This is a genomic window from Marinomonas primoryensis (genome assembly GCF_013372285.1).
In the GTDB taxonomy this organism is placed as follows: Bacteria; Pseudomonadota; Gammaproteobacteria; order Pseudomonadales; family Marinomonadaceae; genus Marinomonas; species Marinomonas primoryensis.
Genome location: NZ_CP054301.1, coordinates 3,641,872 through 3,666,254, shown reverse-complemented (window position 1 = coordinate 3,666,254; position 24,383 = coordinate 3,641,872). Strand labels below are relative to the sequence as shown.

The window sequence follows — 24,383 nt, the reverse complement described above, 5'->3', positions numbered from 1 at the left end:
CACGCTGTTAATGTGAGGCTTATTGCACTATGTTGTTTTTGATACGTATAACACTGTTATTACTATTGATTATTGGCGTTACCTTATTAGGCATTATTTTTTGTTTGCTCACCTTGCGCTCAAAAAATCGAGTGTATCATTTAGGCCGAGTATTGGCACAAGTAGGGACGCTGTTTGGTTTATCGGTTGAGGGTAGAGTTGCGTCTCAATCACAACATTCTCCTCAAGCGGTTTATGTGGCAAATCATCAGAACAACTTTGACTTATTTACCTTGGCGGCCGTCATGCCAAAAGGGGTTGTTACTGTCGGAAAATCGAGCTTACGATGGATTCCTTTTTTTGGTGCTTTGTACTGGGCCAGTGGCAATATTTTAATCAACCGTGATAACCGAAAACAAGCGATAGCGACGATAGACCAAGTGGTTGCCAGTATGAAAAGAACCGGTTTATCTATTTTGATGTTTCCAGAAGGCACACGTAGCCGAGGCCGAGGCTGGCTGCCGTTTAAGCGCGGCGCGTTTCATGCCGCGATTCAAGCAGGCGTGCCCGTCATCCCCATTGTTTGTAGCAGTACTCATCAACAAGTGAATTTGAATCGCTGGAGTAATGGTAAGGCGATTGTTGAAATGCTTGCGCCAATTGATACCGCAGACTTGCATGAAGCGGACATCATTGCGTTGATGGAAAAGTGTGAGCAACAAATGCACGACGCTCAACAACGCTTAGATCAAGAGCTTGCTCGCTAGTGTTTGTTCAAAGTAAGCGCTTTCTCTAGAACGGTTCGTATGTTTTGCAGGGTAGGATGTGACTCTGGCAGAGTGTGTTTTTCCCATTCTGGATGTTGTTGAGCTTGCTTCCAAAAAGGCTTCATTTGGTCAATAAACTCGTTATCTTTTGATGGAGTGATAAGTTGGTAAGATTGCTGAGAAGCGTGACCACGCTGATGTAAATGCTGAATGGCAGTCAAACCTCGCAAGCATAAAAGCGTGAGTGTCGCGTTATCTAGGCACAAATAGTGACGGTTCGTCAGTTTGCTTTTTAGTGTGTCTTTATAATGCTGTCCGGTTTTCCATGTGGCGCCTAAAATGGCACCTATGGTGGTGGCGGTGCCTAACGTCAAACCCGCCGACATAACATCGATTCCTGCGCCAATCGCCGCACCGGTTAATGCACTTGTTCCGGTATCAATGCCCCATTCTTTTAGCGTCTGCGCTTCGAAAATATCCTGCTGCCAACGATCATTCTGAATCGCCAATGGCGATACGACTAAATCTGCTTGCTGAAACTCATATAGGCGCAACAACTGGGTAATATAATGCTGTTCCAGTTGGCGTATTTTATTTTCGAACACGGTAGATTCTGCTATTTCTGGTGGGTACTGAGCGCATTCAAGGCGTGAGCTTGCCGCTTTGATCAGTAATTCAGCCAGTTGATTGGTTGCCATCGTCAGGCGTAATTGAGCCGCTTCTTCACGTGATGTGACCAATTGATTAACAGCGTCGTAATGCTCCGGCATTAAGCTTTGAATGCTTTGATACAAACGCTTTTCATCTTCAAAATAAAACGCGACTGAGTCGTATTTAACGACCGCATGTAAGTGGCGTTCTGCCAAAACTTTACGCCACGCGTCTAAATGCGCGCTTGGCGTCGCGCTGAAATTTAATATCGGAATAATCGGTTTATTGGCGCTGGCCAGTAACGAAAGTTCATCTAAGTATTTGCCGAGCGGGGCTTGTCGAATATCAATCACATAGAGAATGATATCGGTGCTTGTCAGCTGCTTGAGTATTTTGGCTTCTTGCTCGAATTCATCCTGCGCAAAGTGACTGTCACAAAAAGGCCCTAACCAATCTGCGCCTTGAAAGGAACGAAAAGGCTCAGCATGACGGATGTCCCATAAACCAATGGAATCTTCAAACCCCGGTGTGTCGGTTAACGTCACAATCGTTTGATGTTCTATGTTGATTTTGACGCTTTCTACATGGCGAGTGGTTCCAGCTCGGTCACTGACGTCGCCAAAGTCTTGGCGACGTAATAGAGTACGAATCAGCGATGTTTTGCCGGTATTAGCGTGACCAACGACCAAAAGAGAAATCGACACGGGTTAATCCTTTCGTAGTATTTGGGTGGAAGGCAGATGTGTTTCTCTGGCAAGACGTTGCCAATCCTCTATGAATGTAGCGTGTTTATCGCCACATATCACCAAGGATAGCGAGGTATAGGAGGCACTTACTCGAGTAAAAAAGCGTCTGCTACCGCGGTCTGGGCTTTGTTCTCCATCGACTAAAATGTAAGTAGGTTCTTGGCTGAGTACGTCTAAAAACTGATCTTGTTCTTCTCGGCTGTTTAAGAAAGATAAAGAACGGGCTGTGCTCAAATAATCCGGCCTTGACCCGCTCCATTCAAATAAGGCCCAGTGTTGTAAAAAGGCACTGTCAGCAAGAGTGCTAATGTGTTCGTCATGAGCATGGCCTTGTAACGTGGACAATGCATTGTGGTCATTGTCTAAGATTGCTCGACTTTGACTCTCTTGCTGTAAGTAACGGTTTTTAATAATACGTTCTTGCGTGCCCAGTGGTTGGGTCGCGCGTTTAAAATGATACATTCCTAAGCTTATGAGCATGAATAATAGCCTTGGCAACACGCCGTAAATCATAATGCTGGCCAGTAAAAAATTTGCCCAATGCTGTCGAGTAGACGCATTTTGTGATATGAGATCCACTCGGCTCGCCAGAATATCCAGTTGGTTAGGCAGTGAGATGCCAAACCATTGTGGAATGACGTTCAATGTTTGTGTGAGTTGAATAAACGCCTGATCACTTAATAGTGTTGTTTCCCAGACAAAATTCACCTGGTTGGTAAGCAGCAACAATAACGTCATGATCCAGCCTGCTAATAAATAACACCCCCATGCGCCATGTGAAACGCTGCTGATCAACCATTTATTAGAGTGAGCTGGACATTGCCAATGCAGATACGCCGCGCTGATGTCTTCTTCAATATGTGAGTGCTTACTTATTTTCTTGTTCAGAAAAATCAACAAGCCAAGTAAAAAGCCTTTGCTTTCACTGCGGTGGTTCATCGTTGCCATCATGGTGACAAACCAAAGCGCGAAGTTAAGCGCGTGAAAACCCAGTAATATGATGAACAACCAAAAAATATTGATCTGACTAGATTGGCTTGTTGCAAAGGCGGGAGGCACGGCGATTAAACCGAGCAAAAATGAGACGGCGAGTACACCCAAAATAACGCGATTAAAATAGCGCTTTAAGCGAGCGAATTGAGCGGAATAACTGTTGGCCTGAGGCTGGGTGTCGAGTATTTCTAGCGCGGAGGTGAGGTCGTTTGCATGAGCAGACAGTCGAAACTTGGTGTGAGTTTCTAACCAAGCCGCAAGGGCGAGTTTGGCGCGGTTTGTGGGGAAGGTCATTTTATCGCGTTACTCTTTTCAAATGTCAAAATAGTGAGGTATAGATGAGGTGTGATTATCCTCTTAATAACGCTGTTTTACTTGATGTCATAGACAAAGGCAAAAAGCGCTTTTAGATAACAGGGTATTATACCGTCTTATTTTTGGCTTCTACCTAGCTTGTTTGTCGAGTGTTAGTGAAAAAAATGACTGCCACAAAATAATAGTCTAACGCTGAACTTTTGATGTAAATCAACGTTAGAGTGACTTCAGGTTGCTTTGTGAGGTAGAAGTGTAGGGAATTGTTACATCGCATTGATTCATCATAATAGATGACCTTAATATGCAATAAATGGCATGTTTTTTTAGAGGATCAATTGATGCGTTTTAATTCCATAAGAGTAAAAAGTTCTTTGCCTACGGTTGTCATGAGTATCATATTCATCATTGCCTTGGCTTCAATGAGTTACATTATTAATCAACTAAGTGCAGCCTTGCATGCACAATCAGACTCTTATGGAAAAGCTTCTGCTGTTATTTTAAACGCGGATCGAGACTTATACCAAGCGAAGCTTGCTGAGCAGCGTATTATTGTAAGTGTTGGTAATGTAGAAGAGGAAGAGAAGGATCGAGTAGAAAATGCACAGCAAGTAAAAGATCGCTTTAATGCATTCCGTCAGTATTTGTCTACTGAACCTAAGGTTTACAAATCGTTGGGGGATTTTGATAAAGCGTTTAATACTTGGTTGAGTGCTTCGAATGCTCTTGTGGCTTTAGATGCGAGCTCTTCAGCGTTTGCCGCAACTGAACAAAAATCGAACGCCAGTTTCAGTGCATTAAGAGACATTCTTGATAAAGCAGGCGAAGCGGTTAACAAGCATGCAGAAACGACTAAAATCAGCCTAGAGAAAAAAGTAAGCGACTTTACACGCTTTGCTATTATTATCGTTGTTATCGGCTTATTTATTGTCGCTTGGTTTAGCTACAAAGTACCAAAAACACTGACTGATCAGGTGCGTTATTTAGGTCAACGTATTCGTGAAATTTCCGAAGGTGATGGTGACTTAACGCAACGTATTGAATTTTCAACAAAAGATGAATTAGGTGATCTGGCCAGTGAGTTTAATGGTTTTGTTGAACGCCTAAGAGGCATTATTAGCAATATTCATCAACAGTCGAATGCCTTGGGGGAAACCACCAGTCAATTAAATAACGCGGCGATCAAAACCACAGGTATTACCAATGCATTGGCGAATGCTTCAGCGTCTATTGTAAGTGCTGGTCATGAAATGGACATGTCAAATCAACAAATGGCGACTGTTGCTCGTGATACCGCAGATGAAGCGAAAAATTCGAATGACTTGACGCAAAATGGTTTGGCCGCCGTAAACAAATCTCAGAAGGCGATTACTGAACTTGTCTCCGATATTGAACTCGCATTGGGGCGTTCCGGTGAACTGCAGAAAAGCTCTGAAAGCATCGCGTCTGTATTAGAAGTTATCCGCAATATTGCAGAACAAACCAACTTACTGGCCTTGAACGCCGCGATTGAAGCCGCGCGTGCGGGTGAACAAGGTCGTGGTTTTGCTGTCGTTGCTGATGAAGTTCGTACCTTGGCAACTCGTACACAAGACAGCACCAATGAAATTGAATCCATGATTGAGCAACTTAAAGTCAATGTGGCCGAATCGTCTAAAGCGATTCAAAACAGTCGTAATAATGCAGAATTCACCGTGAATAATTTTGGTGAGGTAACAAAAACCTTTGATGCGTTACGTGTGTCATTCAGTAAAGTTCAGGAAATGGCGGCACAAACGGCTCAAGCGACTCAAGAGCAGTCTATAGTGTCTAATGACATCAACCAGAACATGGTGTCGCTAAAAGATCAGACCGACTCTGTGCAATCAGTAGCCGATATGATTCAGCAGCAATCACAAGATATTACCAAGTTGTATAAAGCATTGGATCAACAAGTGGGCAGCTTTAAAGTATAAATCTTAAAGCCTCATAAGATCTTTTAAAAAACCGCTTATCGAAAGATATGCGGTTTTTTTTGTTATTCATTATAAAGCGATAAAGGTAAAGCTACAGCGGCAATGGTGCGTCGCTTTTTATGGCTCGGATCGCAAAATTGCTGTGTATGTCTTTTACGTAAGGCAGATTTTGCATGGCTTTTAAAATGCTTTCATAATCCGCAAGGTCTTTCGCCACAACTTCTAGTCGGTAATCGGCAAACCCAGACACCAAATAAGCACTGATTACATTGGGCAAGTTGGCCACACTTTCCTCAAACGCTTCACTGGCTTCGCTGGTATGGCTCTTCAGGCGAACCTCAATAAACACCGTCATCGACAAGCCGACCTTTTTACGTTCAAGGCTCGCTTTGTAGCCTTTAATCACCCCTGACGATTCCAATTGTTTAACACGACGCAAGCAGGGCGACGCGGATAAGTGAATTTGCTCCGCTAGTTCGACATTACTCAGGCGGCCATCGTTTTGTAGGTGCATTAATATTTGAGTATCTGTGTTATCAATTTTCAAATTGGCATACCTGCTTTCATAAGATTAGTAAATAAGTATATTCTGCCAATAAGTTAATATTTAAGGGTATTAATGGCAAGGACATGCTCATGAGTCTATCCCTATAATGAATACATTACTTCATTTTTGAAATACGTATTTTATCAGGACGGATCATGAGCGACGTTACACATCCCAAAGTATCAGCAAATCCAAGTTATCGGCATATTGCCTCAGGGGCGACGTTAAAATTTGGACTGGTCGCGGCGTTTATTACCGCGTGTATTTGGGCCAGCTGGTTGGTCAGCGTCAAAATGGGCGCGCAATCCGCGTTGACGACGTTTGATTTAGCGTTGATGCGATATGGCATTCCTGCACTGGTGCTGTTCCCCTTTTTGTATCGCTCTCGCCGATTGTTATTAACGGTTCCTAGTTGGACCTTGTTTGGCATCGTACTGGGTGCTGGTGTGCCTTTCTTTTTCTTAAGTTCTGCTGGTATGCATTATGCGCCTGTTTCCCATGCTGGCTTATTGATTCCAGGCACGTTCCCTTTGTTCGTCACGGCCATTGCGTTTTTTGTGTTTAAAGAGCCACTGAGTCGTCCGCGTTTATTGGGTCTTATTGCCATCATGATTGGCGTCGTTGCCTTGTTGCTTATTTCTATGTGGTCACTCAACGGTGACGTGTGGAAAGGCGACTTATTGTTTATTGGCGCGAGCTTCTTTTGGGCGGTTTATACCATTTGCCTACGTGTTGCAGGTTTACCACCTTTGGCCGCCACAGGGCTGCTTGGCCTAGTGTCGACTTGTCTATTAGTAGGGTTGCTGGCAACCGGCGTGGTGTCATCCGGAATGAATTTGGTCAGCGCCAACGAATTGGCGTGGCAGTTCTTTGTTCAATCTATTCTTGTCGGCCTTTGTACAGGGTTTAGCTATGGTTACGCCATCAACTCTTTAGGCGCAGAAAGAACCGCGGCAATGGGCGCATTAACACCCGTATTAGCGTCATTGTTAGCGATTCCCTTATTGCATGAATCCATTGGTTTAGCGGCCACACTAGGTTTATGTTTTGTCTGTGTCGGCGTGGTGTTCGCAAGCGGAATCGTGAAATCGTCACGTTAACTCGTTGTTACGCAGTCTATTAAATCATTCTTTTTTCTGTTGAATTTACGAAAGGTACATCATGTTTAGTCATCTTATTCCCGCTGCTAAAGATCCTATTTTGTCTCAATCGCTGGCATGTTTGCAGGACGCTCGCACTAATAAATTGGATTTGGGTGTGGGTGTCTATCGTAATGAACAAGGCGTCACGCCAGTTTTACAATCCGTTAAAAGAGCAGAAGAGCGCTTGCTTAACACACAAGAAAGCAAAGGTTACGTAGGTTTGGCAGGATGCGAACGCTTCAATAACGCCATGATAGAGTTGCTACTGGGCGAAAATAGCAGCCGTTCGCGCGCCGTAGCCGTTCAAACACCCGGAGCCAGTGGCGCGTTACGATTACTGGCGGATGTTATCGTCATGGCGAATCCCTCCGCAAAAATATGGATGAGTGATTTAAGTTACGCTAACCATGCGCCTATCATGAAAACCGCCGGAGTAGAGGTGGCTTATTACCCTTACTTTGACCCGCAAACCAAAATGGTCAATGAAACGGCCATGTTGGCGACGCTATCAACGTTGGGTAAAAACGACGTGGTTTTGTTGCATGGCTGTTGCCACAATCCAACGGGCGCAGACTTAAGTTATCGCGCATGGCAATCGATCACGGAAATGGCCAATGCCCAAGGCTTCCTGCCATTTATCGACATGGCTTACCAAGGTTTTGGCGACGGCATGGAAGAAGACGCCGCAGGTTTTCGTTACCTTGCTGAACGCGTTCCAGCTTATTTAGTGGCCAGCTCTTGTTCAAAAAACTTTGGTTTGTATCGTGAAAGAACAGGGTTGGCTGTGATTGCGTCCAATACATTGCAACAGAGCGAATGCATTAAAAGCCGCATCATGGAATGCGCGCGCAGCTCCTACACCATGCCACCGGATCATGGCGCCGCGATCGTTCGTACTATTTTGGAAGACCAAGCATTAAAAGAGTTCTGGTTGACCGAAGTAACACAAATGAGACAACGCATTCAAGGTGTTCGATCTTCCTTAGTCGACGCTATGAAAATTCAGACTGGCACGCATCAATTTGATTTTATCGCTCAGCATAAAGGCATGTTCTCTGTCATCGGCGCAAACGCAGACCAAGTGACGCGCTTACGAGAGCAGTTTGGTGTTTACCTTGTTGATGGCGGTCGAATCAACCTAGCAGGATTGAAAGAAAGTGACGTTCCTTTCTTGGCAGAGAGTTTGTCTGCGGTTATGTCATAGATAAGTTCGCTTTTCATCAAGGAGAAATCTTGTATATTAACGCCTCTACTTCTTGTCTTCATACTTGGTGTTGAAGCATTTTTAAAGGGATCGTTGATGAATTTTACCGAGTACTCCGCCATTGTCAGTGCGTTTAAAGACGGTGCTTTTACGTCTATTCTCGATAACTACGATGATATTTGTCATGCACAAGATCAATTGATTGCCGAATTAACCAGCAAAGGCGCGGTGATAAAAGGCTGGAAAGTCGTCGACGATTCGGGCGTGTTTATTATATCGCCTATTTTTGATTTTCAGATTTTTGAAAATCAAGGAACCCAGCTACCGAAAAACGATGTATCTGGCATAGAAGTTGAAATTTGCTACCAGTGCAGCGTGCCGATCTTGGCCAGCGACATAGCATACAACGTAAACAGCAGCCAACCGCTGGTGGCCATCGAAGTGTTGCGTCCAAAAATCAACGACAGCAGTTATCCGTCTTGTGATTTTTACTACAACTACGGCATCCTCGTTTCTAGCCCTCCTATCGCTGGGGATTTTACTCTTAAAAGCGGCCACCAAAACCAAACATACAACTACTCAACCAGCGCGCCAGACTTCTTCGAACAGAAGAAGAAAGTGCTTTTGAAAGGCGTAAAAGAATGCGTTCGCCGAGGTTACATTGATGACTTCTTCTTCATGACCGGCAGTTTAAATGGACTTATCGGAACCGATATCTGCTTGGGTAAAAACGACGTTATTGGCGAACATGGCACACTGATTAGCGTGGATATTGTGTAACGCCAGTTTCTTTTTTCACAGCTACTTACCGAAAGCCGTTTACCTACAAGTAAGCGGCTTTTTTGTTTGTGGCGATATTGAATTAGAAGTGCAAACCTCATTCTGGTTTTCTGGTAGATGCTTCGAAAAAATATTACAGTTGGTTTCTATATCAGACACACAAGTACCTTCCCCTTTTGTCTTCCAAGGGGAAGGCGGAGGATGGGGTTAAGCTCTTTCTTCCCTTATGTTCGTTTTAGGTGATGAAATGCACAGAATGAGTGGCGTATTATTGAAATGCTGCTCAGACGAGGTATATTTTTTAATCAGAAATGAAGGCCTCAACGAAAGAAATAAGTGAGACAAAGGAGATCGCCATGAGTGATATTTTAAAATCTGTTCATAAGACAGCCAAAGGTCTTAATAAAGCAGGTGCGATTGATAAAGCCACCATGCGTCAGTTTGATATCTAATGCCTAACCTCTATTCATGAATTCACACCTGAGCAAGTTTTAAAACTAAGACTCGCCAACAACCTTTCTCAGCTCGTTTTGCGCAATACCTAAACGTCAGCGATAAGCTGGTTAATAAATGGAAGTAGGGCGAAAGCAAACCTAGAGGTGTCGCGCTGAAAATGCTGTCATTGGCTAAAAAAACGGAATCGAAGCGAGCGCTGCAGTTGGTTTAGATGACAGACAAGCAAGTTCCTTCCCCTTTTGTCTTTCAAGGGGAAGGCGGAGGATGGGGTTATTTTTTCGTTATTAATTAGCTGAGAAAATAGAATGGAAGAGATAATTCAAGTTTTGCTTTATTTCATTAAAGAAGACTATTCTTCTACATACTCTGAATAGCAATGAAAAAGGATATTTATGGAAGAATTTGATAATAGACTAGAAAATCTGAAAATGCTTTTAAGCTCTCAAAGCCGACAAAGTTGGCTTTTTGGTGCTGGTATAAGTTTTGGATCAAATATACCGTTAATGTACCCATTAACTACGCGGGTTGAGGGCGTTATTCAAGAAAATGCTAGTTCTATAAATAACGAATTATTGAATGCCTTAAAAGCAGATTTAAGCGACGATTGTCATATTGAGCACATTCTTAGTCATTTAGGTGATCTATTAGCTATTGGAAATCGATCTAAAGACAAAATTGCATTTATTAATACTGTTGGTTATTCAGTTGAAAATTTAAATAAACTCTATATTGAAATTATCAAAGCGATTGGGAACATTGTTAGATATGGATATGTAGCAGCTAACGCTAGCAGCGGTACAGAAGAAGAAATAGGTACTGAAATAAATTCCATTGTGAAAATTGAACCTCATTATGATTTTTTTGAAGCACTATTTAAAAATCGATCTAATTTAGAGCGGCGTTCGAAAACAACATTCTTTACTACAAACTACGATACCTTGCTTGAAGATGCTTTAGGGCTGCATAAAAAAATTGTATGCGACGGTTTTTCGGGCGGTGCGGTAGGTTTTTGGAATGCTGAGCAAGAGTTCTCTAAAGAGCGGAATGACTCTAGAACTTATTATCTCTATAAACTACATGGCTCAATTGATTGGCTCAGAGATGATGATTATGGGCTTGTTCGTGCTCGATATGGCACAAAATATCTGGAAAAAACTTCAGATATAATGATTTATCCTCAGGCGACTAAATACGTAGAAACGCAGAAAGATCCATTTGCAAGATTGTTTACAGGGTTAAGAGCAACTTTAATGGATAGCCAACAAAATACATTAATTACTTGTGGTTATAGTTTTGGAGATGACCATATAAATGCTGAAATTGAGAGTGCTCTAAGGAGTGAAGGAAATCAGACAACTGTCATTGCATTTATTGCAGAGGCTCCAAAAGAAGGAGTTGTGATCAATAAAACTTTAGATGCTTGGCTTAGTTGCCCAATAATCAGATCTAGAGTTTATGTTGCAGGGAAGTTAGGTCTTTATCATGCATCTAAAAAACCTGTTACCGAATCGCCAGAAAATGGTTATAGCTGGTGGCGTTTTGATGGATTAACTCAGTTTATTAAGACAGGGGATGCTGAATGAATGATGTTTTTCAGGAAAGATTCGAGCTAAAAATAGGGAAGATTGTAGAGGTTTCTGGTAATAGTTTACGCATAGAAATTGACGACAATGTTAGTGAACTTATTCGTGCAGTAGATGGTCAAGTCTATCCTATAGGACAAATTGGCAGCATCATTAAAGTTCATTTTGGTAGGAAGTTACTTTTTGCTTTTGTTCGATCTCTTAAAATGAGATCTGAGTTGGTCTCTGATGATAGTAGTCAATTTATAAGTGCCGCTGACGATGCTCGTATTTTAGAAGCTGATTTGTTTGGACAAGGCTCTTGGTCTGTTAAGCATTCTCGACTCGACTTTTTACGTGGCGTAGAAACATATCCACTCCCTCTTCAAAGCGCATATATTTGTTTAAATGACGAATTAGAAGCAGTTTATAAAGCAGCTGAGTCAAATGCTCAAGATGAAGCTGTGAGCCCTATGGTTCCTATTGGAAATTATATCGGGGGTAATAATGCTGTATGTAGAGCAAATATTGATAAATTGTTTGGTCATCACTTTGCAATTTTGGGGTCTACAGGTTCTGGTAAGTCAGGCACAGTAGCGTCTATTTTACATTCTGTTCTTGATCATAGACCGAAAGAGATAGTGCTCAAGCCTAAAATTGTTATGATTGATCCGCATGGTGAATATGCTAAAGCCTTTGGTGATAGAGCTAAAGTATATAGAGCTTATAATGATGCGGCTGCTGTAGATGCAGATGATACACAGTTGTTGAAGCTACCTTATTGGCTGATGTCTAGTGATGAATTGAGGTCACTCATTATCGGCAAAACAGAGCATGAAGCTACATCTCAAAATAATATTATCTATGAGGCCATCACTTATTCTAGACTACTTAATTCGGGCTATGTTCAAGATATTGGTGCTGAGCCAAATGGTGGTGTTGAAGCAATTTTAGTTGATGGTTTTACTGAAACAGACCTTTTAAACTTCGATAGGGATAAGCCTGTTCCATTTAAACTAGAACAGTTCACAAAGCATATAAATAAGGTTCAAGGACGTAAATTTGGAAAACAAGAGCTTTTGGCGGCATCTTCTGGACGAGATAAAGTGGATAATATTCTTAAGAAACTTAAAGTTCTGCGATCCAATCCACAGCTTAATTTCTTATTAGGTGAATATGATGAAATGATCTCTCCAAAGTTACAGGATATATTAGCTCAGTTTATTGGTGATGCCGATGGTAAAGACATACGAATTATCGATATATCAGGCCTTCCAAATGAAGTGGCTGGCCCTTTAACCGCTTTGATAGCTCGTTTGCTTTTTCAGTATAAACTCTGGCAAACAAGGGAAGAACGAGAGAAAGATCCTGTTTTATTTATTTGTGAAGAGGCTCATCGATATGTTCCAAATCATGGTGAAGCTCAATATAAAGAAGCGCAAGATGCCATTAGACGAATTGCAAAAGAAGGGCGCAAGTACGGTCTAGGTTTAGGCCTTATATCACAGAGACCTTCTGATGTAGAAAGCACAGTGCTGTCGCAATGTAATTCTTGGATTGTTCTTAGATTATCGAACTCCAGCGACCAAGAACACGTTGCTAAATTTTTACCTGATAGTCTGAGCGGGCTGACAAAGATGTTATCAGCACTGACCCGACGCGAAGCAATTTTCGTTGGAGAGGCAGCAGCTCTACCTAGTAGAATCAGGATACGAAAATTACCAAAAGATAAACTGCCTAACTCAAATGATATAAAATTTGCTGCAGGGTGGTCGAATGATGCAACGAGCGAAGAAAGTTTAGACACGATTGTTAATCGATGGTGTGGAAATTAATAGTTAACAGTTTCCCTATTGTGAAGCTAAGTTGACATGTTTAATACGTGGATATAGCATTACTGGTAACAACGCCCGCTACTCCTGTTATTGGAAGTCAGTGGGCTTTTTTATGTTCGTTGAATATATTTTGAGCCTTAAAAAAACCGCTTACATCACTGTAAGCGGCTTTCCATTCAAACCAAGCAATCCTATTAAATAGAATTACGCATCAATACGTTTGTATTTGATACGCGTTGGTGTTGCGTCGTTACCAGTACGTTTCTTATGGTCGATTTCGTATTCTGCGTAGTTGCCTTCGAAGAAGACGGCTTTTGAGTCGCCTTCGTACGCTAGAATGTGTGTCGCGATACGGTCTAGGAACCAACGGTCATGGGAAATAACAATCGCGGAACCAGGGAAGGCCAGTAACGCGTCTTCCAATGCACGCAATGTCTCAACGTCAAGGTCGTTGGTCGGCTCATCCAGCAGCAATACGTTGCCGCCTTCTTTAAGCAGTTTTGCAAGGTGCAAACGGTTACGCTCACCACCAGACAAATGTTTAACGAGTTTTTGTTGATCTGACCCTTTGAAGTTAAAGCGACCGATGTAAGCGCGAGATACAACTTTGTAGTTGTTCACCGTGATCATGTCTTGGCCGTCAGCGATTTCTTCAAAGACAGTTTTGTCCCCATCGAGTTCACGCATTTGATCCACGTAAGCCAGTTGGACGGTTTCGCCTATTGTTACCGTACCTGTATCAGGTTTTTCCGTGCCAGCGATCATTTTGAACAGAGTCGATTTACCCGCACCGTTACCGCCTACCACACCAACGATCGCGCCTTGTGGCACCACCATGTTGAAGTCTTCTAGTAGCATCTTGTGTTCGAAACTTTTGCTCACGCCTTCAATTTCGATGACTTTGCTACCAAGACGTGGCCCTGGTGGAATGTACAATTCGTTGGTTTCGTTACGATCTTGGAATTCTTGTGAATTCATTTCTTCGAATCGAGCCAAACGCGATTTAGATTTAGATTGACGACCTTTGGCGCCTTGACGAACCCATTCAAGCTCCGATTTGATGGCTTTTTGATGGGAAGCTTGTTGTTTTGCTTCAGTCTGTAGTCGAGCATCTTTCTGCTCTAACCAAGAAGAGTAGTTACCTTCGTATGGAATACCGTGTCCACGGTCCAATTCCAAAATCCAGCCTGCGGCGTTGTCTAGGAAGTAACGGTCATGGGTAATCGCCACAACGGTGCCCGGATAATCTTTCAAGAAACGCTCTAGCCAAGCAACCGATTCGGCGTCCAAATGGTTAGTCGGCTCGTCCAGAAGGATCATGTCTGGCTTGTTTAGCAATAGACGACAAAGCGCGACACGACGACGTTCACCACCAGAAAGATGCTCAACGCTGGCTTCCCAAGGTGGAAGGCGAAGAGCGTCAGCAGCGACTTCTAACGCGCGTTCTAAATTGTGACCTTCTTTCGATTCGATCAAAGCTTCAAGTTGACCTTGTTCTTTTGCCAGTGCATCAAAGTCGGCATCGGGTTCGGCATATTCTGCGTAAACCGCGTCTAAGCGAGCCATCGCCGTGATAACTTCTTCGAAGGCTTCTTCAACAATGCCACGTACGTTTTTGGTTGGGTCAAGGTGAGGTTCTTGTTCCAAGTAGCCGATTTTAATACCCGGCATTGGACGTGCTTCACCGTTATGTTCTGTATCAACGCCCGCCATAATACGTAAAAGCGTCGATTTACCAGAACCGTTAAGACCCAAAACACCGATCTTAGCGCCAGGGAAGAAAGAAAGAGAAATGTCTTTAAGAATTTCGCGTTTAGGTGGAACGACTTTCCCAACGCGATGCATGCTGTATACAAACTGAGCCATAAAAGAGTCAACTTATTGAATGATTGAAAATACACGTCATGGTTGCCAAATGAAGGTCGGCAAATCGATGACGAGCCAAACGAAACGAGTGCGCTAAGAATAGCACAGCTAAGGCTAATGAAGAATAATCAGAGCCGCACCTGTCACTACTAAAATCGCACCAAGCCAAGCGCCAAATGTTGGCCTTTGACCCGTGGTAACCCACAATCCCGGTAGAATAAGTACGGGAACCACCGCCGAAAGTGTGGTGACAATACCAACATTGGCGTTGCCAACGCCCCATACCAAAACGCTCATACCAATGACCATGCCAATTGTGGCGAGAGCGGCAATACCGATGAAGTCCTGTCGAGTGAGCTGCGAAAATGGAATGGCGTGTTCGGGTTGTCTGTGTCGGTAAAACAATCCGTAAGCCAACATAAGGGCTACCGCCCCCGTGGTGACTCGCAAAGCAGAGACGGCGATAGGGTCTGCACCATCCAATAGCGCGGGTTTGCTGAGCAGTGCTCCGCTGGCTTGACCCAGTGCGCCGCCGAGCGCCATCAAAATACCGACGCTCAGTTTGCCTTTGGTTTGTTCCCAAGCATGAAGGCTTTGCCGCTTACCAAACAATATGGCGATAACAACCCCGCTTAACACTAAGCCACAGGCGAAGAGTTGATTCAGCGAGAGATGCTCATTGAGAAATAACCAGCCGAGCAGAATCGACATGGGCGCATTCGTGGCAAAAATAACCCCAGTACGCCGTGGACCAAGACGATGAACGGCGGTAAACAACATGGTATCGCCAAGAAAAATACCCAGCACCCCTGACAGTATAATAAGGTCAACATGCAGCCATAATGAAGCGTTAAATCGCTGAGTTACTAAGCTGATAAACAGCAGAATGACACTGGCGATCATGATTCTCACGGTATTGAACCGCATGGTGCCAAAACGTTGTATGAGCCCCGGCGCCATTAAGCTTGAAATGGTCCAGCAAAGCGCAGCAACCAAACCTGATAGTTCTGCAAGTGGCATAAACTTCCCTATGACCTTATCCATTCTTTGATGAAACAAAATGATGAAACGCTCGCAGTAGCTCGGTAGCTAAATGATGGCGAGATTGGTATGATTTGAGCCAGAAAATGACGGCCTATACTCAGGCATTTTTACATCAAATTAGCGATATTGGAAGCACTATGCGATGCCCTTTTTGTGGAACTCAAGATACTAAAGTAGTGGATTCTCGACTGGTTTCTGAAGGCGCACAAGTTCGTCGTCGCCGTACCTGTAACCATTGCCAAGAACGCTTCACCACGTTCGAAGTGGCCGAGTTACAAATGCCAAAATTGATCAAAAGTGACGGCAGTCGTGAACCCTTTGATGAAGACAAGTTGCGCAATGGCATTATTAAAGCCATTGAAAAACGCCCCGTCAGTATCGAAGCCGTCGAAACCGCGATCTCTCGTATCAAAGAGAAAATGCAAGCCACTGGTGAACGAGAACTGCCTTCTCGTTGGACGGGTGAAGCGGTGATGGAAGAATTACAACGTCTGGATCAGGTCGCTTATGTTCGCTTTGCTTCTGTGTATCGAAGCTTCAAAGACATCAGCGAATTCCGCGAAGCGATAGATCGCCTAGAAAGCCACAGCGCCGACGCCCTAGAATCTCCTAAAGAAGACAAATCATGACAGTGAGTAACCACGAACATTGGATGGCAAAAGCCATTCAACTTGCGCAAAAAGGTCTTTATACCACTCACCCAAATCCACGAGTGGGTTGTGTGTTGGTCAAAGACGAGCAGATTATCGGACAAGGCTTTCACCTAAAAGCCGGAGAAGGTCACGCCGAAGTGAATGCACTGGTCGATGCGAAACAGGATGTCGCAGGCGCAACCGCGTATGTGACATTAGAACCTTGTAGTCATCATGGCAAAACACCGCCGTGTGCGGATGCCTTGATCAAAGCGGGTGTCGCTCGTGTTGTTTATGGCATGCAAGATCCGAATCCAGAAGTCTCTGGGCGTGGCTTAGGGAAAATCAAAAAAGCAGGTATCGACGTCATCGGTCCAGTGTTAGAAGCCGATTGCGAAGCGTTAAACCCTGGTTTTGTAAAACGCATGCGCGAAGGGCTTCCTTTCATTCGAGTGAAGCTGGCCATGAGTTTAGATGGTCGTACGGCAATGGAATCTGGCGAAAGTCAATGGATTACGGGGCCAGAAGCGCGCCTTGATGTGCAACGATTACGCGCTCAAAGTGATGCGATTGTCACGGGTATTGGGTCTGTCCTAATGGACAATCCAAGCATGACGGTTCGTATCGACAGCGACGACCAAGAAGCCGCCGCAAAAACGGTTCGTCAGCCACTTCGCGTCATCATGGACACCGCATTGTCTATTCTTCCAGAAGCAAAAATTCTATATCCAAGCGATCAGGCCTGTGTGTTTTGTGTTGAAGATGATCTAGAAATCGAGCATTTGGAAGCATTGAAGAAAAAAGGTGTCACGGTTCGTTTTTCGCCGCGCGGCGAAGACGGCCGTTTAGACTTGTTAGACGCAATGGAACAGCTCGCTGACGCTGGAATCAACGAGGTCTTGTTAGAAACGGGCTCGGAATTGGCGGGAGGTTTTTTACAAGCGGGTTTGGTCGATGAAATTGTGGTCTACATGGCACCAAAATTACTTGGCTCCAGCGCACGACCATTATTTCAACTACCATTAGAGACGATAGATGAAGCCGTCGAACTAGAACTTAAGTCGGTGAGCCAAATAGGGCAAGATTTACGCTTGGTTTATCAACCAAACTACCTAGATGACGATTTTGGCGACGACTTTGATGATGGCGTAGAAGAATAGACGAGACGTGAGTGATTGCTTTCTCAGTCTTTTTTAAGAAAATCACGGGAAACCGTGTTTTCTTAACGATATTTAGAGAACTTTGCCAAGAAACGTAGAATAAAAATTGCTATAATCGCCGGCCAAGATAAATAGTATATTTGTACCTTTGGCCATAATGACCGTAGGTGTTGTTTATTAGAACGCCTAATAGACAAAACAGGTACTTCCAAACAGGCGAAAAACGTCAGCCCATAAGGCGGCGTAGTCTGGACAACTGAGGCGAAAAATGAGCGAAGTGGAAACAACAAACGACCAAACTCCAGCACCAAAACGCAAGGAAAAGAAGCCTTCACGTTCGCAATTACGCAGTGCTTCTCGTCGTTTGGCATTACAAGCGGTCTACCAATGGCAGATGAATCAATCTGCGGTTAGCGAGATTGAAACCCAGTTCGTGATGGATCAGGACATGGATTCTTGCGACAAAGTCTACTTCCGTGAAATTTTGCAAGGCGTTACTGCCAGCGCGAAAAAATTGGATAACTTGTTTGAAGAGTTATTAGATCGCCCATTGAGCGAACTAGACCCAATTGAATTGGCCATCATGCGTATTGGTTCATTTGAATTGTCACAGCGTTTAGACGTGCCATACCGCGTAGCGATCAACGAAAGCGTTGAATTAGCAAAAGGTTTTGGCGCAACGGAAAGCCACAAGTACGTTAACGGCATTCTAGACAAACTAGCACAACGTGTTCGTCGCGAAGAAATCGCTGAACGCCGATTAGCTAAATAAAAACATCGCTATCGAAAGATAGCTAAGAGCCCTCGTTATTATCGCCAAGCAGCGATAAGGCGAGGGCTTTTTTATGTCTAATACATTGCTTTAAGTTGTGCTTCAAGGTGACAAGTGCCCAAAAGGCTGAGTCGAACTGAGCGACGTTAGTGGGCAAAATTATGGCGGTGTTAGTCGGTAACATGACAAGCAATCACTATAAATTTAAGTCCTATATTATTTCTAAGTATCTTCTTAATTTTGACGGGTCACTTTCTAGCAAAAGCTATTGTTAGAAAGGTATATGTTGAAAGCGATTGGTCATTTAAAGAGAAATGTTTGTGTTTATAAAATAAGCACCAATGTTTGCTGAGTTGTTGTTTAACAGGTTTATCTAACCCTTTTATAAAAGCGTTATGATTAGGATGTTTTATGATCCAAGTTTTGTTTAGGGTCTGGGCACTTTTACTCGGCATCGTGCTTATTATGCTGGGCAACGGCATGCATTTTACACTTATCGGTTTGCGTGGTGGGATCGAGGGGTTTTCATCCGCAGAGCTAGCGATAGTCACCTCGGGTTATTTCATGGGTTTCCTTTCAGGCGCGCGCCTTACCCCTTCGCTTATCCGTCGTGTAGGGCATGTGCGTGTTTTTGCCGCGCTAGGCAGCTTTATGTCGGCGGGGTTAATTGCTTTTCCTCTAGTGACCGAGCCTTGGGCTTGGGTGTTGCTTCGGTTGCTCGTGGGTTTTTGCATGTCGGGTATCTACGTTTCTGCGGAGAGTTGGCTGAACGATGCCACCACCAATGAGACTCGTGGCAAGGTGCTGTCGGTTTACATGATTGCACAAACACTGGGTATCATCGGAGCGCAGGGGTTACTCACATTGGGTGATGCAGGAACGTCAGTGCTCTTCATCTGTGCCTCGATCCTTGTGTCGGTTTCTTTTGCGCCCATCCTTCTTTCTGTTTCCTCTGTTCCAGCCGTTGAAGTGGCACGACCAATGCCACTGCGATCTCTCTTCGTGAGTTCGCCACTCGGCACGGTGGGGATTTTCCTATTGGGTAGCGTTTATGCGACCCAATCGGGTATGGGTGCAGTCTTTGGTAGTCAGATAGGGCTAACTGCGAACAATATCGCGCTGTTCATTGCGATGCTGTTCGCTGGTGCGCTCTTAATGCAATACCCTATTGGCTGGCTTTCGGACCGGATGGATCGACGCAAGCTGATTTTTGTGGCGTCTTGTGTCGGGGGCTTGTCCTGTGCGTTGGGGTGGTTCACGGCCGGCAGTCCTTGGGCCTTAATGGTAGCCGCTTTCTTCGCCGGTGGGGTTACAACGCCGCTTTATGCCCTTTTTCTGGCCTATACCAACGACTCTCTTTCGGCCAGTGATATGTCTTCTGCGTCTGGCGGGCTCGTTTTTACCTTCGGGTTGGGTGCTATCGCGGGGCCATTAGTCACTGGGTGGGCGATGCAAGAGGTAGGTCCGTTCGCGTTTTGGCTCGTGCTTGGTGTGACTTTTTGTGCCATCGCGCTTTATGCGTTCTATTGTATGATGCAGAAGAGTTTGGCTGTTCCGGTGGCAGAAACTGAGAGCTACTTAGGTGTTTTACCTACCGCCTCACCTGTAGCCGTTGAAGCGGCGGGTGAATGGGCAGCCGATCATGCGGAAGCCGAGCGCGAAGCCAAAGCAGAAATAGAAGCAGAAATGGAAGACCACTCAAACAAGCGTCCTTAGATCGAGTCATAGTATGCGAAAAAATAGCGTTTCAGTTTCTATAATGCTCTGACTCTATAACCATGACGATAATTTTTCTTCAGGTTGTGAATAGACCAAGGAAAAATGCTTCTAATCACTCATATTCATGGCTGCATTCCGCTTAAACCGCTATCATATGTGGTTATTAAGGTTGCTGTTACGCTGCCTTACCCAAAATTTTTAGGATTCCAATGAAAAAGACGTTTGCTCTATCTCACCCCAAGCTTTCTTACCAGCGCTTAATTGAAGCGGCTAAAAACGAAGTGAAGCAGTACATCAAAAAAGAGCGCAACAAAGCCTTGCCTGAAGGCGTGGATTTTTGGGGATTTAGTTGCAAGTTTGGTCAAACGGCAGACAAGGCGAGAGCGATTCACGAAGGTGACATTAATACCAATATTAGCGCTGCGCAAAGTCAACATTGGAAGTCTTTTTACCTTGAAGTAGTGGCAATACCAAAGACACGTGCTAAGCGTTCAGAAGAAGATTAAAACGCCACTTCCAGCCAACAATTAAACACAAAAAAAGCAGATCAGCCGTCGAGCGATCTGCTTTTTTTGTGCCTGCTGTACAGCATCATGAATGACGTCTTCCGCTTTTGTCTCTGACATCGTTATGACAATACGGTATCCTCTTGTCAGTATTTTAAGCGGTGAATGTATCCTGCGAAGACAATAAAAGGACAGAGTGTTGAAAGAATTCGAGTTGATACAAAACATCTTTCAAGCGTCGGTGATGGCGAGTACGCAGGGGCGTGGCGATCTTTTGTTGGGCATTGGTGACGATTGTGCTCAGATCCAAGTGCCACAAGGGCAAAGCTTAGTATTCTCGATGGATACCTTGGTCGAAGGGCGACACTTTCCTTTCGACGCAGACCCAGTCGATATTGGTTATCGTGCGGTGGCAACGTGCGTCAGTGATTTGGCCGCAATGGGGGCGAAACCAGCGTTCTTTACCCTAGGCCTGACCATTCCTGAATCCGATCCGCAATGGTTGGCTGGTTTAGCGCAAGGTATGGCGGAACTGGCGGAACCGATTGGCTTGGCGCTGGTGGGTGGCGATACAACAAAAGGGCCGTTAACGATTACTCTGCAAGTACATGGCTATGTGGAACCAGATTTGGCCGTAAAGCGTAGCGCAGCAAAAGTCGGGGATGATATTTATGTTACGGGGCTACTTGGCGACGCCGCGGCTGCCGTGCCGATTGTCACGGGTGAGCTGCAAGTGTCGAGTGAGCGCTTTGATTATTTTTATGATCGTTATTGGCGGCCTAAACCGAGATTGATTGTGGGTATGGCGCTGAAGCGCGTAGTGCATGCCATGATGGACATTTCCGATGGCCTTGCTCAAGATATCCAGCATATACTAAAAGCCTCAGGTGTCGGCGCGACGATCGATGCGGCTTGCTTGCCAATGTCCGCTGAGTTAAAGCAATGGCAGCCAGAGTCTGCGCTCATATTAGCGTTAACGGGCGGTGATGATTATGAACTGTGTTTTACCGCCCCAAAAGAACAAGCGACCGAGATTGCACTGATTACTCAAACGCTTAGTTTGCCTTGTACCAAAGTCGGTGAGATTGTCGAAAGTGGTTTTGTGATTCCAAACTATGATGGTGAAATAACGGGTTGGCAACACTTCTAATTTTTTTTAATTTAACGAATAGGTAATGGTTTCATGGCAAATTCTGCCCCAGCGTCTGTATGGCGTAATCCGATACATTTTTTGGCTTTTGGCCTTGGTTCTGGTGCCGCTCCCAAAGCACCTGGAACTTTTGGTACATTAGCCGCCGTTCCTATCTTTATCTGGCTTCTACAGGATTTAAGCACCACGGAATATCTAGTGATGCTGGTGGTTACCTCGTTAGTGGGTATTTATCTGTGTGGTAAAACCTCTAAAGATATGGGCGTGCATGATCATGCAGGTATTGTTTGGGACGAGTTTGTTGGCTTCTGGATCACCATGTTTCTGGCGCCTGCGGGTTGGTTTTATATTGTGTTGGGTTTTGTGCTTTTTCGTTTATTTGATATTTTGAAACCTTGGCCGATTTCTTGGGTGGATAAACACGTCCATGGTGGCTTTGGTATTATGTTTGATGACGTTCTGGCGGGGTTAATGTCGTTTGTTGTACTCCAAGCCTTGGTCCATTTCGTTTTTTAAATCGTTTACTTCGTAGACATGTAATTTTGTAGAATAAAGCCACAAGCAGCGCATGATATCGACACTGACGCGAACCCTTTGTGAGGGTGTTACTTGTGGCTTTTTATTATCTAACTTAAGTCGATAAAACCTCCAAGTTAGTCACTGATTCTGGTTCCTTCTCCTTTTGTCTTTTAAGGGGCAGACGGAGGATGGGGTTATTCTTTTAGCAGGTTTTATACACATGCTGAGACACGAGAACTTGTTAGCACCTTTCTTAACTTTGCGCACGATGGCTATCGTATTGAGGTTTTTGTGTTTTAATCCTTTCCTATAAATTGTGCTCTAATAAACCATTGATCTTTAAATATAGGCCGTTGTTGATGAATGAAATCCCTTTTGTGCTATTAGCATTTTTTATATTAGGCAGTTATGTGCAAACCATCACGGGCTTTGCCTTTGGTCTAGTGGTGATGAGTGCGGCGGCCTTGTTTTCCTTAGTGCCATTAGACGTGGCGGCTTTTGTCGTCAGTGTGTTGAGTTTAATTAATAGTGTGACGGGGTTGGCGGGCGGTTTATGGCGAGAAGCCAAGGTGAAAGTATTGTTGGTGTTCTTTCTCGGAAGTATTCCAGCGACGGTGTTTGGCGTCTATTTACTTAGCAGTTTAGAAAGTGGTGCTTTGCATTGGCTACAATTATTTCTTGGCATAACCATTATGTTAGCGTGTGGTATGAGTTTGATTAAACCGAAAAAAAATCCAACCGAGTCTAAGCCTTGGGCCTTTTTTCTGTGCGGTGGTTTTGCCGGTGTGTTGGGCGGTTTATTTTCTACGGCAGGGCCACCTATTTCGTATTTGATGTATCGTCAACCTGTGTCTTTAAACGTGATTCGAGCATCGCTGTTGAGCGTGTTTTTTATCTCTTGTCTAACTCGTATTGGGATTACGTCTGTCGCAGGGCAGGTCACTATGGAGATGATCTGGTTAAGTGTTATTGGCATACCTTGTGTGTTTTTGGCGACGCTTTTGGCAAAGCGCTACCCACCTAATGTACCGCCTGAGACGATAAAGCGTGCGGCCATGGTTTTACTATTTTTGTCAGGCATAAGTTTGTCGTTGAAAGCCGTGTTTTAATGTTGATGAGATAGAAAAAAAGCGCCCTCTAAGGCGCTTTTTTTGGTTGTAACGAACCTGTTCAAAATGTATTAAATCACACCAAGCTCAACAAGGCGTTCATGCAAATAGCTGCCAGCGGTGTGGCGTTTGGATAAAACGACTTCCGGTTTCGGATGAAGGAATAAAGGCAAAGAAATGCGTGATTTGGTTTTGTCGGCACCTTCTGGGTTGATGACGCGGTGTGACGTGGATGGGAAGTAGCCCCCAGAGGCCTCTTGTAGCATATCGCCAATATTCACGATTAGCGTGCCAAAGTCGCAAGGAACGTCCATCCACGTGCCATCTTTGGCCTTGACCTGTAAGCCAGGCTCGTTGGCGGATGGCAGGATAGTCAGTAGGTTAATGTCTTCATGAGCACCCGCTCGAATTGCGCCTAATTCTTCATCGCCTTTTAACGGTGGATAATGCAGGACACGCAGCAAGGTCTGATCACTGCCGTCCACCATGCTAGAAAGGGATTGTGAGTAGTGTTTTGCGACGTCTACCGGGGAATGTGCTTCAACCCAAGCCAGCAGCTCTGACGCTAATGTGTTGGCTTCGGCATAATATTGCGTCAGCAGGGCTTTTTTATCGGTTGGGCATTGTCCCCACGGATAATAGTGAAAATATTCTTTGATGTCTTTCTTGGTGTGACCTTTGGCTGTTTCCGAAACGTCAGGTGGAAAAAAACCATCTTGTGTGCCTTTGTTGTAAAGGTAGTTGTGTTTTTCTTCGCTATTAAAAAAGGTCTGCCATTCACTGTAGATTGCGCTGACAAGTGTTTTTTGAATAGGGTGGTTTTTTAGAACGCCAAAGCCAGTTTCTCGCAGGGATTTTACGAAATCTTCTTGCGCTGTTGCGCTGGTGTAATCTATTGCTTGTAGTTGCATGGTTGCTTCCTATTGCGCCAATGATGGGCAGTTTTGTCTTTTTAAATATAGAAGAACATTCTCTTT

The 24,383-nt window shown here is 44.4% G+C and carries 21 protein-coding genes; 15 read left to right on the top strand and 6 right to left on the bottom strand.

What is annotated here, in order from left to right:
* The first annotated feature begins 29 nt into the window (after window positions 1–29).
* Window positions 30–746 (top strand): 1-acylglycerol-3-phosphate O-acyltransferase, encoded by a 717-nt coding sequence (locus MP3633_RS17115; protein ID WP_176336441.1) that lies wholly within the window; start codon window positions 30–32, stop codon window positions 744–746.
* Here MP3633_RS17115 and MP3633_RS17110 read toward each other — a convergent pair.
* Window positions 743–2,101, bottom strand: a complete 1,359-nt coding sequence (locus tag MP3633_RS17110; RefSeq protein ID WP_176336440.1) for a DUF3482 domain-containing protein — start codon at window positions 2,099–2,101, stop codon at window positions 743–745. The two genes, MP3633_RS17115 and MP3633_RS17110, sit on opposite strands and share 4 nt — an antisense overlap.
* A 3-nt stretch (window positions 2,102–2,104) precedes the next feature.
* The gene (locus tag MP3633_RS17105) at window positions 2,105–3,430 is read right to left on the bottom strand and encodes a DUF2868 domain-containing protein (protein WP_176336439.1); all 1,326 of its coding nucleotides are present in this window, start codon (window positions 3,428–3,430) and stop codon (window positions 2,105–2,107) included.
* Between the two features lie 359 nt (window positions 3,431–3,789).
* Here MP3633_RS17105 and MP3633_RS17100 point away from each other — a divergent pair, with 359 nt between their 5' ends.
* A complete protein-coding gene (locus MP3633_RS17100; RefSeq protein WP_176336438.1) occupies window positions 3,790–5,403 on the top strand; it encodes a methyl-accepting chemotaxis protein in 1,614 nt (537 codons plus the stop codon).
* Between the two features lie 91 nt (window positions 5,404–5,494).
* On the opposite strand, the gene MP3633_RS17095 is transcribed toward MP3633_RS17100, so the two are convergent.
* Complete coding sequence (locus MP3633_RS17095) at window positions 5,495–5,950, bottom strand: Lrp/AsnC family transcriptional regulator (RefSeq protein ID WP_176336437.1); 456 nt, start codon at window positions 5,948–5,950, stop codon at window positions 5,495–5,497.
* A 155-nt stretch (window positions 5,951–6,105) separates the two neighbouring features.
* Between MP3633_RS17095 and MP3633_RS17090 the strand changes: the two genes are divergently transcribed.
* The 5 genes from MP3633_RS17090 (at window position 6,106) to MP3633_RS17065 (ending at window position 12,929) form a co-directional block, all read left to right on the top strand.
* Window positions 6,106–7,050: a DMT family transporter gene (locus MP3633_RS17090; protein WP_176336436.1), complete on the top strand. Its 945-nt coding sequence runs from the start codon at window positions 6,106–6,108 to the stop codon at window positions 7,048–7,050.
* A 61-nt stretch (window positions 7,051–7,111) separates the two neighbouring features.
* Entirely contained in the window at window positions 7,112–8,296 is a 1,185-nt protein-coding gene (locus tag MP3633_RS17085) for an amino acid aminotransferase (protein WP_176336435.1), read from the top strand.
* Window positions 8,297–8,392: 96 nt separating this feature from the next.
* A complete protein-coding gene (locus MP3633_RS17080; RefSeq protein ID WP_176336434.1) occupies window positions 8,393–9,076 on the top strand; it encodes a hypothetical protein in 684 nt (227 codons plus the stop codon).
* Between the two features lie 848 nt (window positions 9,077–9,924).
* Complete coding sequence (locus tag MP3633_RS17070) at window positions 9,925–11,115, top strand: SIR2 family NAD-dependent protein deacylase (protein ID WP_176336433.1); 1,191 nt, start codon at window positions 9,925–9,927, stop codon at window positions 11,113–11,115.
* On the top strand, window positions 11,112–12,929 hold the full coding sequence (locus MP3633_RS17065) for an ATP-binding protein (protein ID WP_176336432.1): 1,818 nt from the start codon (window positions 11,112–11,114) through the stop codon (window positions 12,927–12,929). The genes MP3633_RS17070 and MP3633_RS17065 overlap by 4 nt, the downstream gene beginning before the upstream one ends.
* 204 nt (window positions 12,930–13,133) lie before the next feature.
* Here the strand turns inward: MP3633_RS17065 and ettA are convergent, their stop codons facing one another.
* Window positions 13,134–14,795, bottom strand: a complete 1,662-nt coding sequence (ettA, locus tag MP3633_RS17060; RefSeq protein WP_112134933.1) for an energy-dependent translational throttle protein EttA — start codon at window positions 14,793–14,795, stop codon at window positions 13,134–13,136.
* Between the two features lie 114 nt (window positions 14,796–14,909).
* Complete coding sequence (locus MP3633_RS17055) at window positions 14,910–15,815, bottom strand: DMT family transporter (protein WP_112134931.1); 906 nt, start codon at window positions 15,813–15,815, stop codon at window positions 14,910–14,912.
* Window positions 15,816–15,976: 161 nt separating this feature from the next.
* Between MP3633_RS17055 and nrdR the strand changes: the two genes are divergently transcribed.
* From nrdR to MP3633_RS17015, 8 genes are all read left to right on the top strand, one after another.
* Window positions 15,977–16,468 (top strand): transcriptional regulator NrdR, encoded by a 492-nt coding sequence (nrdR, locus tag MP3633_RS17050; protein WP_176336856.1) that lies wholly within the window; start codon window positions 15,977–15,979, stop codon window positions 16,466–16,468.
* Window positions 16,465–17,631 carry a bifunctional diaminohydroxyphosphoribosylaminopyrimidine deaminase/5-amino-6-(5-phosphoribosylamino)uracil reductase RibD gene (gene ribD / locus MP3633_RS17045; protein ID WP_176336431.1) on the top strand — a complete coding sequence of 389 codons (1,167 nt, stop codon included), beginning with the start codon at window positions 16,465–16,467 and terminating at the stop codon, window positions 17,629–17,631. Before nrdR ends, ribD begins: the two co-directional genes overlap by 4 nt.
* A 268-nt stretch (window positions 17,632–17,899) precedes the next feature.
* Complete coding sequence (gene nusB, locus MP3633_RS17040) at window positions 17,900–18,403, top strand: transcription antitermination factor NusB (protein ID WP_112134925.1); 504 nt, start codon at window positions 17,900–17,902, stop codon at window positions 18,401–18,403.
* A 411-nt stretch (window positions 18,404–18,814) separates the two neighbouring features.
* On the top strand, window positions 18,815–20,119 hold the full coding sequence (locus MP3633_RS17035; RefSeq protein ID WP_176336430.1) for an MFS transporter: 1,305 nt from the start codon (window positions 18,815–18,817) through the stop codon (window positions 20,117–20,119).
* Window positions 20,120–20,331: 212 nt separating this feature from the next.
* On the top strand, window positions 20,332–20,628 hold the full coding sequence (locus tag MP3633_RS17030; protein WP_112134920.1) for a DUF6172 family protein: 297 nt from the start codon (window positions 20,332–20,334) through the stop codon (window positions 20,626–20,628).
* Window positions 20,629–20,827: 199 nt separating this feature from the next.
* Window positions 20,828–21,778 (top strand): thiamine-phosphate kinase, encoded by a 951-nt coding sequence (gene thiL, locus MP3633_RS17025; protein ID WP_176336429.1) that lies wholly within the window; start codon window positions 20,828–20,830, stop codon window positions 21,776–21,778.
* Window positions 21,779–21,811: 33 nt separating this feature from the next.
* Window positions 21,812–22,294: a phosphatidylglycerophosphatase A family protein gene (locus MP3633_RS17020; RefSeq protein WP_176336428.1), complete on the top strand. Its 483-nt coding sequence runs from the start codon at window positions 21,812–21,814 to the stop codon at window positions 22,292–22,294.
* Between the two features lie 362 nt (window positions 22,295–22,656).
* Window positions 22,657–23,406, top strand: a complete 750-nt coding sequence (locus MP3633_RS17015) for a sulfite exporter TauE/SafE family protein (RefSeq protein WP_112134914.1) — start codon at window positions 22,657–22,659, stop codon at window positions 23,404–23,406.
* 71 nt (window positions 23,407–23,477) lie between these two features.
* On the opposite strand, the gene MP3633_RS17010 is transcribed toward MP3633_RS17015, so the two are convergent.
* Window positions 23,478–24,317, bottom strand: a complete 840-nt coding sequence (locus MP3633_RS17010; protein ID WP_176336427.1) for an isopenicillin N synthase family dioxygenase — start codon at window positions 24,315–24,317, stop codon at window positions 23,478–23,480.
* Window positions 24,318–24,383: the final 66 nt, after the last annotated feature.

Coding starts and splice junctions, on each gene's coding strand:
- ettA (WP_112134933.1), bottom strand. CDS start 14,795: ATGGCTCAGTTTGTATACAGCATGCATCGCGTTGGGAAAGTCGTTCCA.
- MP3633_RS17080 (WP_176336434.1), top strand. CDS start 8,393: ATGAATTTTACCGAGTACTCCGCCATTGTCAGTGCGTTTAAAGACGGT.
- nrdR (WP_176336856.1), top strand. CDS start 15,977: ATGCGATGCCCTTTTTGTGGAACTCAAGATACTAAAGTAGTGGATTCT.
- MP3633_RS17020 (WP_176336428.1), top strand. CDS start 21,812: ATGGCAAATTCTGCCCCAGCGTCTGTATGGCGTAATCCGATACATTTT.
- MP3633_RS17035 (WP_176336430.1), top strand. CDS start 18,815: ATGATCCAAGTTTTGTTTAGGGTCTGGGCACTTTTACTCGGCATCGTG.
- MP3633_RS17065 (WP_176336432.1), top strand. CDS start 11,112: ATGAATGATGTTTTTCAGGAAAGATTCGAGCTAAAAATAGGGAAGATT.
- MP3633_RS17055 (WP_112134931.1), bottom strand. CDS start 15,815: ATGCCACTTGCAGAACTATCAGGTTTGGTTGCTGCGCTTTGCTGGACC.
- MP3633_RS17090 (WP_176336436.1), top strand. CDS start 6,106: ATGAGCGACGTTACACATCCCAAAGTATCAGCAAATCCAAGTTATCGG.
- MP3633_RS17010 (WP_176336427.1), bottom strand. CDS start 24,317: ATGCAACTACAAGCAATAGATTACACCAGCGCAACAGCGCAAGAAGAT.
- MP3633_RS17100 (WP_176336438.1), top strand. CDS start 3,790: ATGCGTTTTAATTCCATAAGAGTAAAAAGTTCTTTGCCTACGGTTGTC.
- ribD (WP_176336431.1), top strand. CDS start 16,465: ATGACAGTGAGTAACCACGAACATTGGATGGCAAAAGCCATTCAACTT.
- MP3633_RS17070 (WP_176336433.1), top strand. CDS start 9,925: ATGGAAGAATTTGATAATAGACTAGAAAATCTGAAAATGCTTTTAAGC.
- MP3633_RS17105 (WP_176336439.1), bottom strand. CDS start 3,430: ATGACCTTCCCCACAAACCGCGCCAAACTCGCCCTTGCGGCTTGGTTA.
- MP3633_RS17115 (WP_176336441.1), top strand. CDS start 30: ATGTTGTTTTTGATACGTATAACACTGTTATTACTATTGATTATTGGC.
- MP3633_RS17030 (WP_112134920.1), top strand. CDS start 20,332: ATGAAAAAGACGTTTGCTCTATCTCACCCCAAGCTTTCTTACCAGCGC.
- MP3633_RS17085 (WP_176336435.1), top strand. CDS start 7,112: ATGTTTAGTCATCTTATTCCCGCTGCTAAAGATCCTATTTTGTCTCAA.
- nusB (WP_112134925.1), top strand. CDS start 17,900: ATGAGCGAAGTGGAAACAACAAACGACCAAACTCCAGCACCAAAACGC.
- MP3633_RS17015 (WP_112134914.1), top strand. CDS start 22,657: ATGAATGAAATCCCTTTTGTGCTATTAGCATTTTTTATATTAGGCAGT.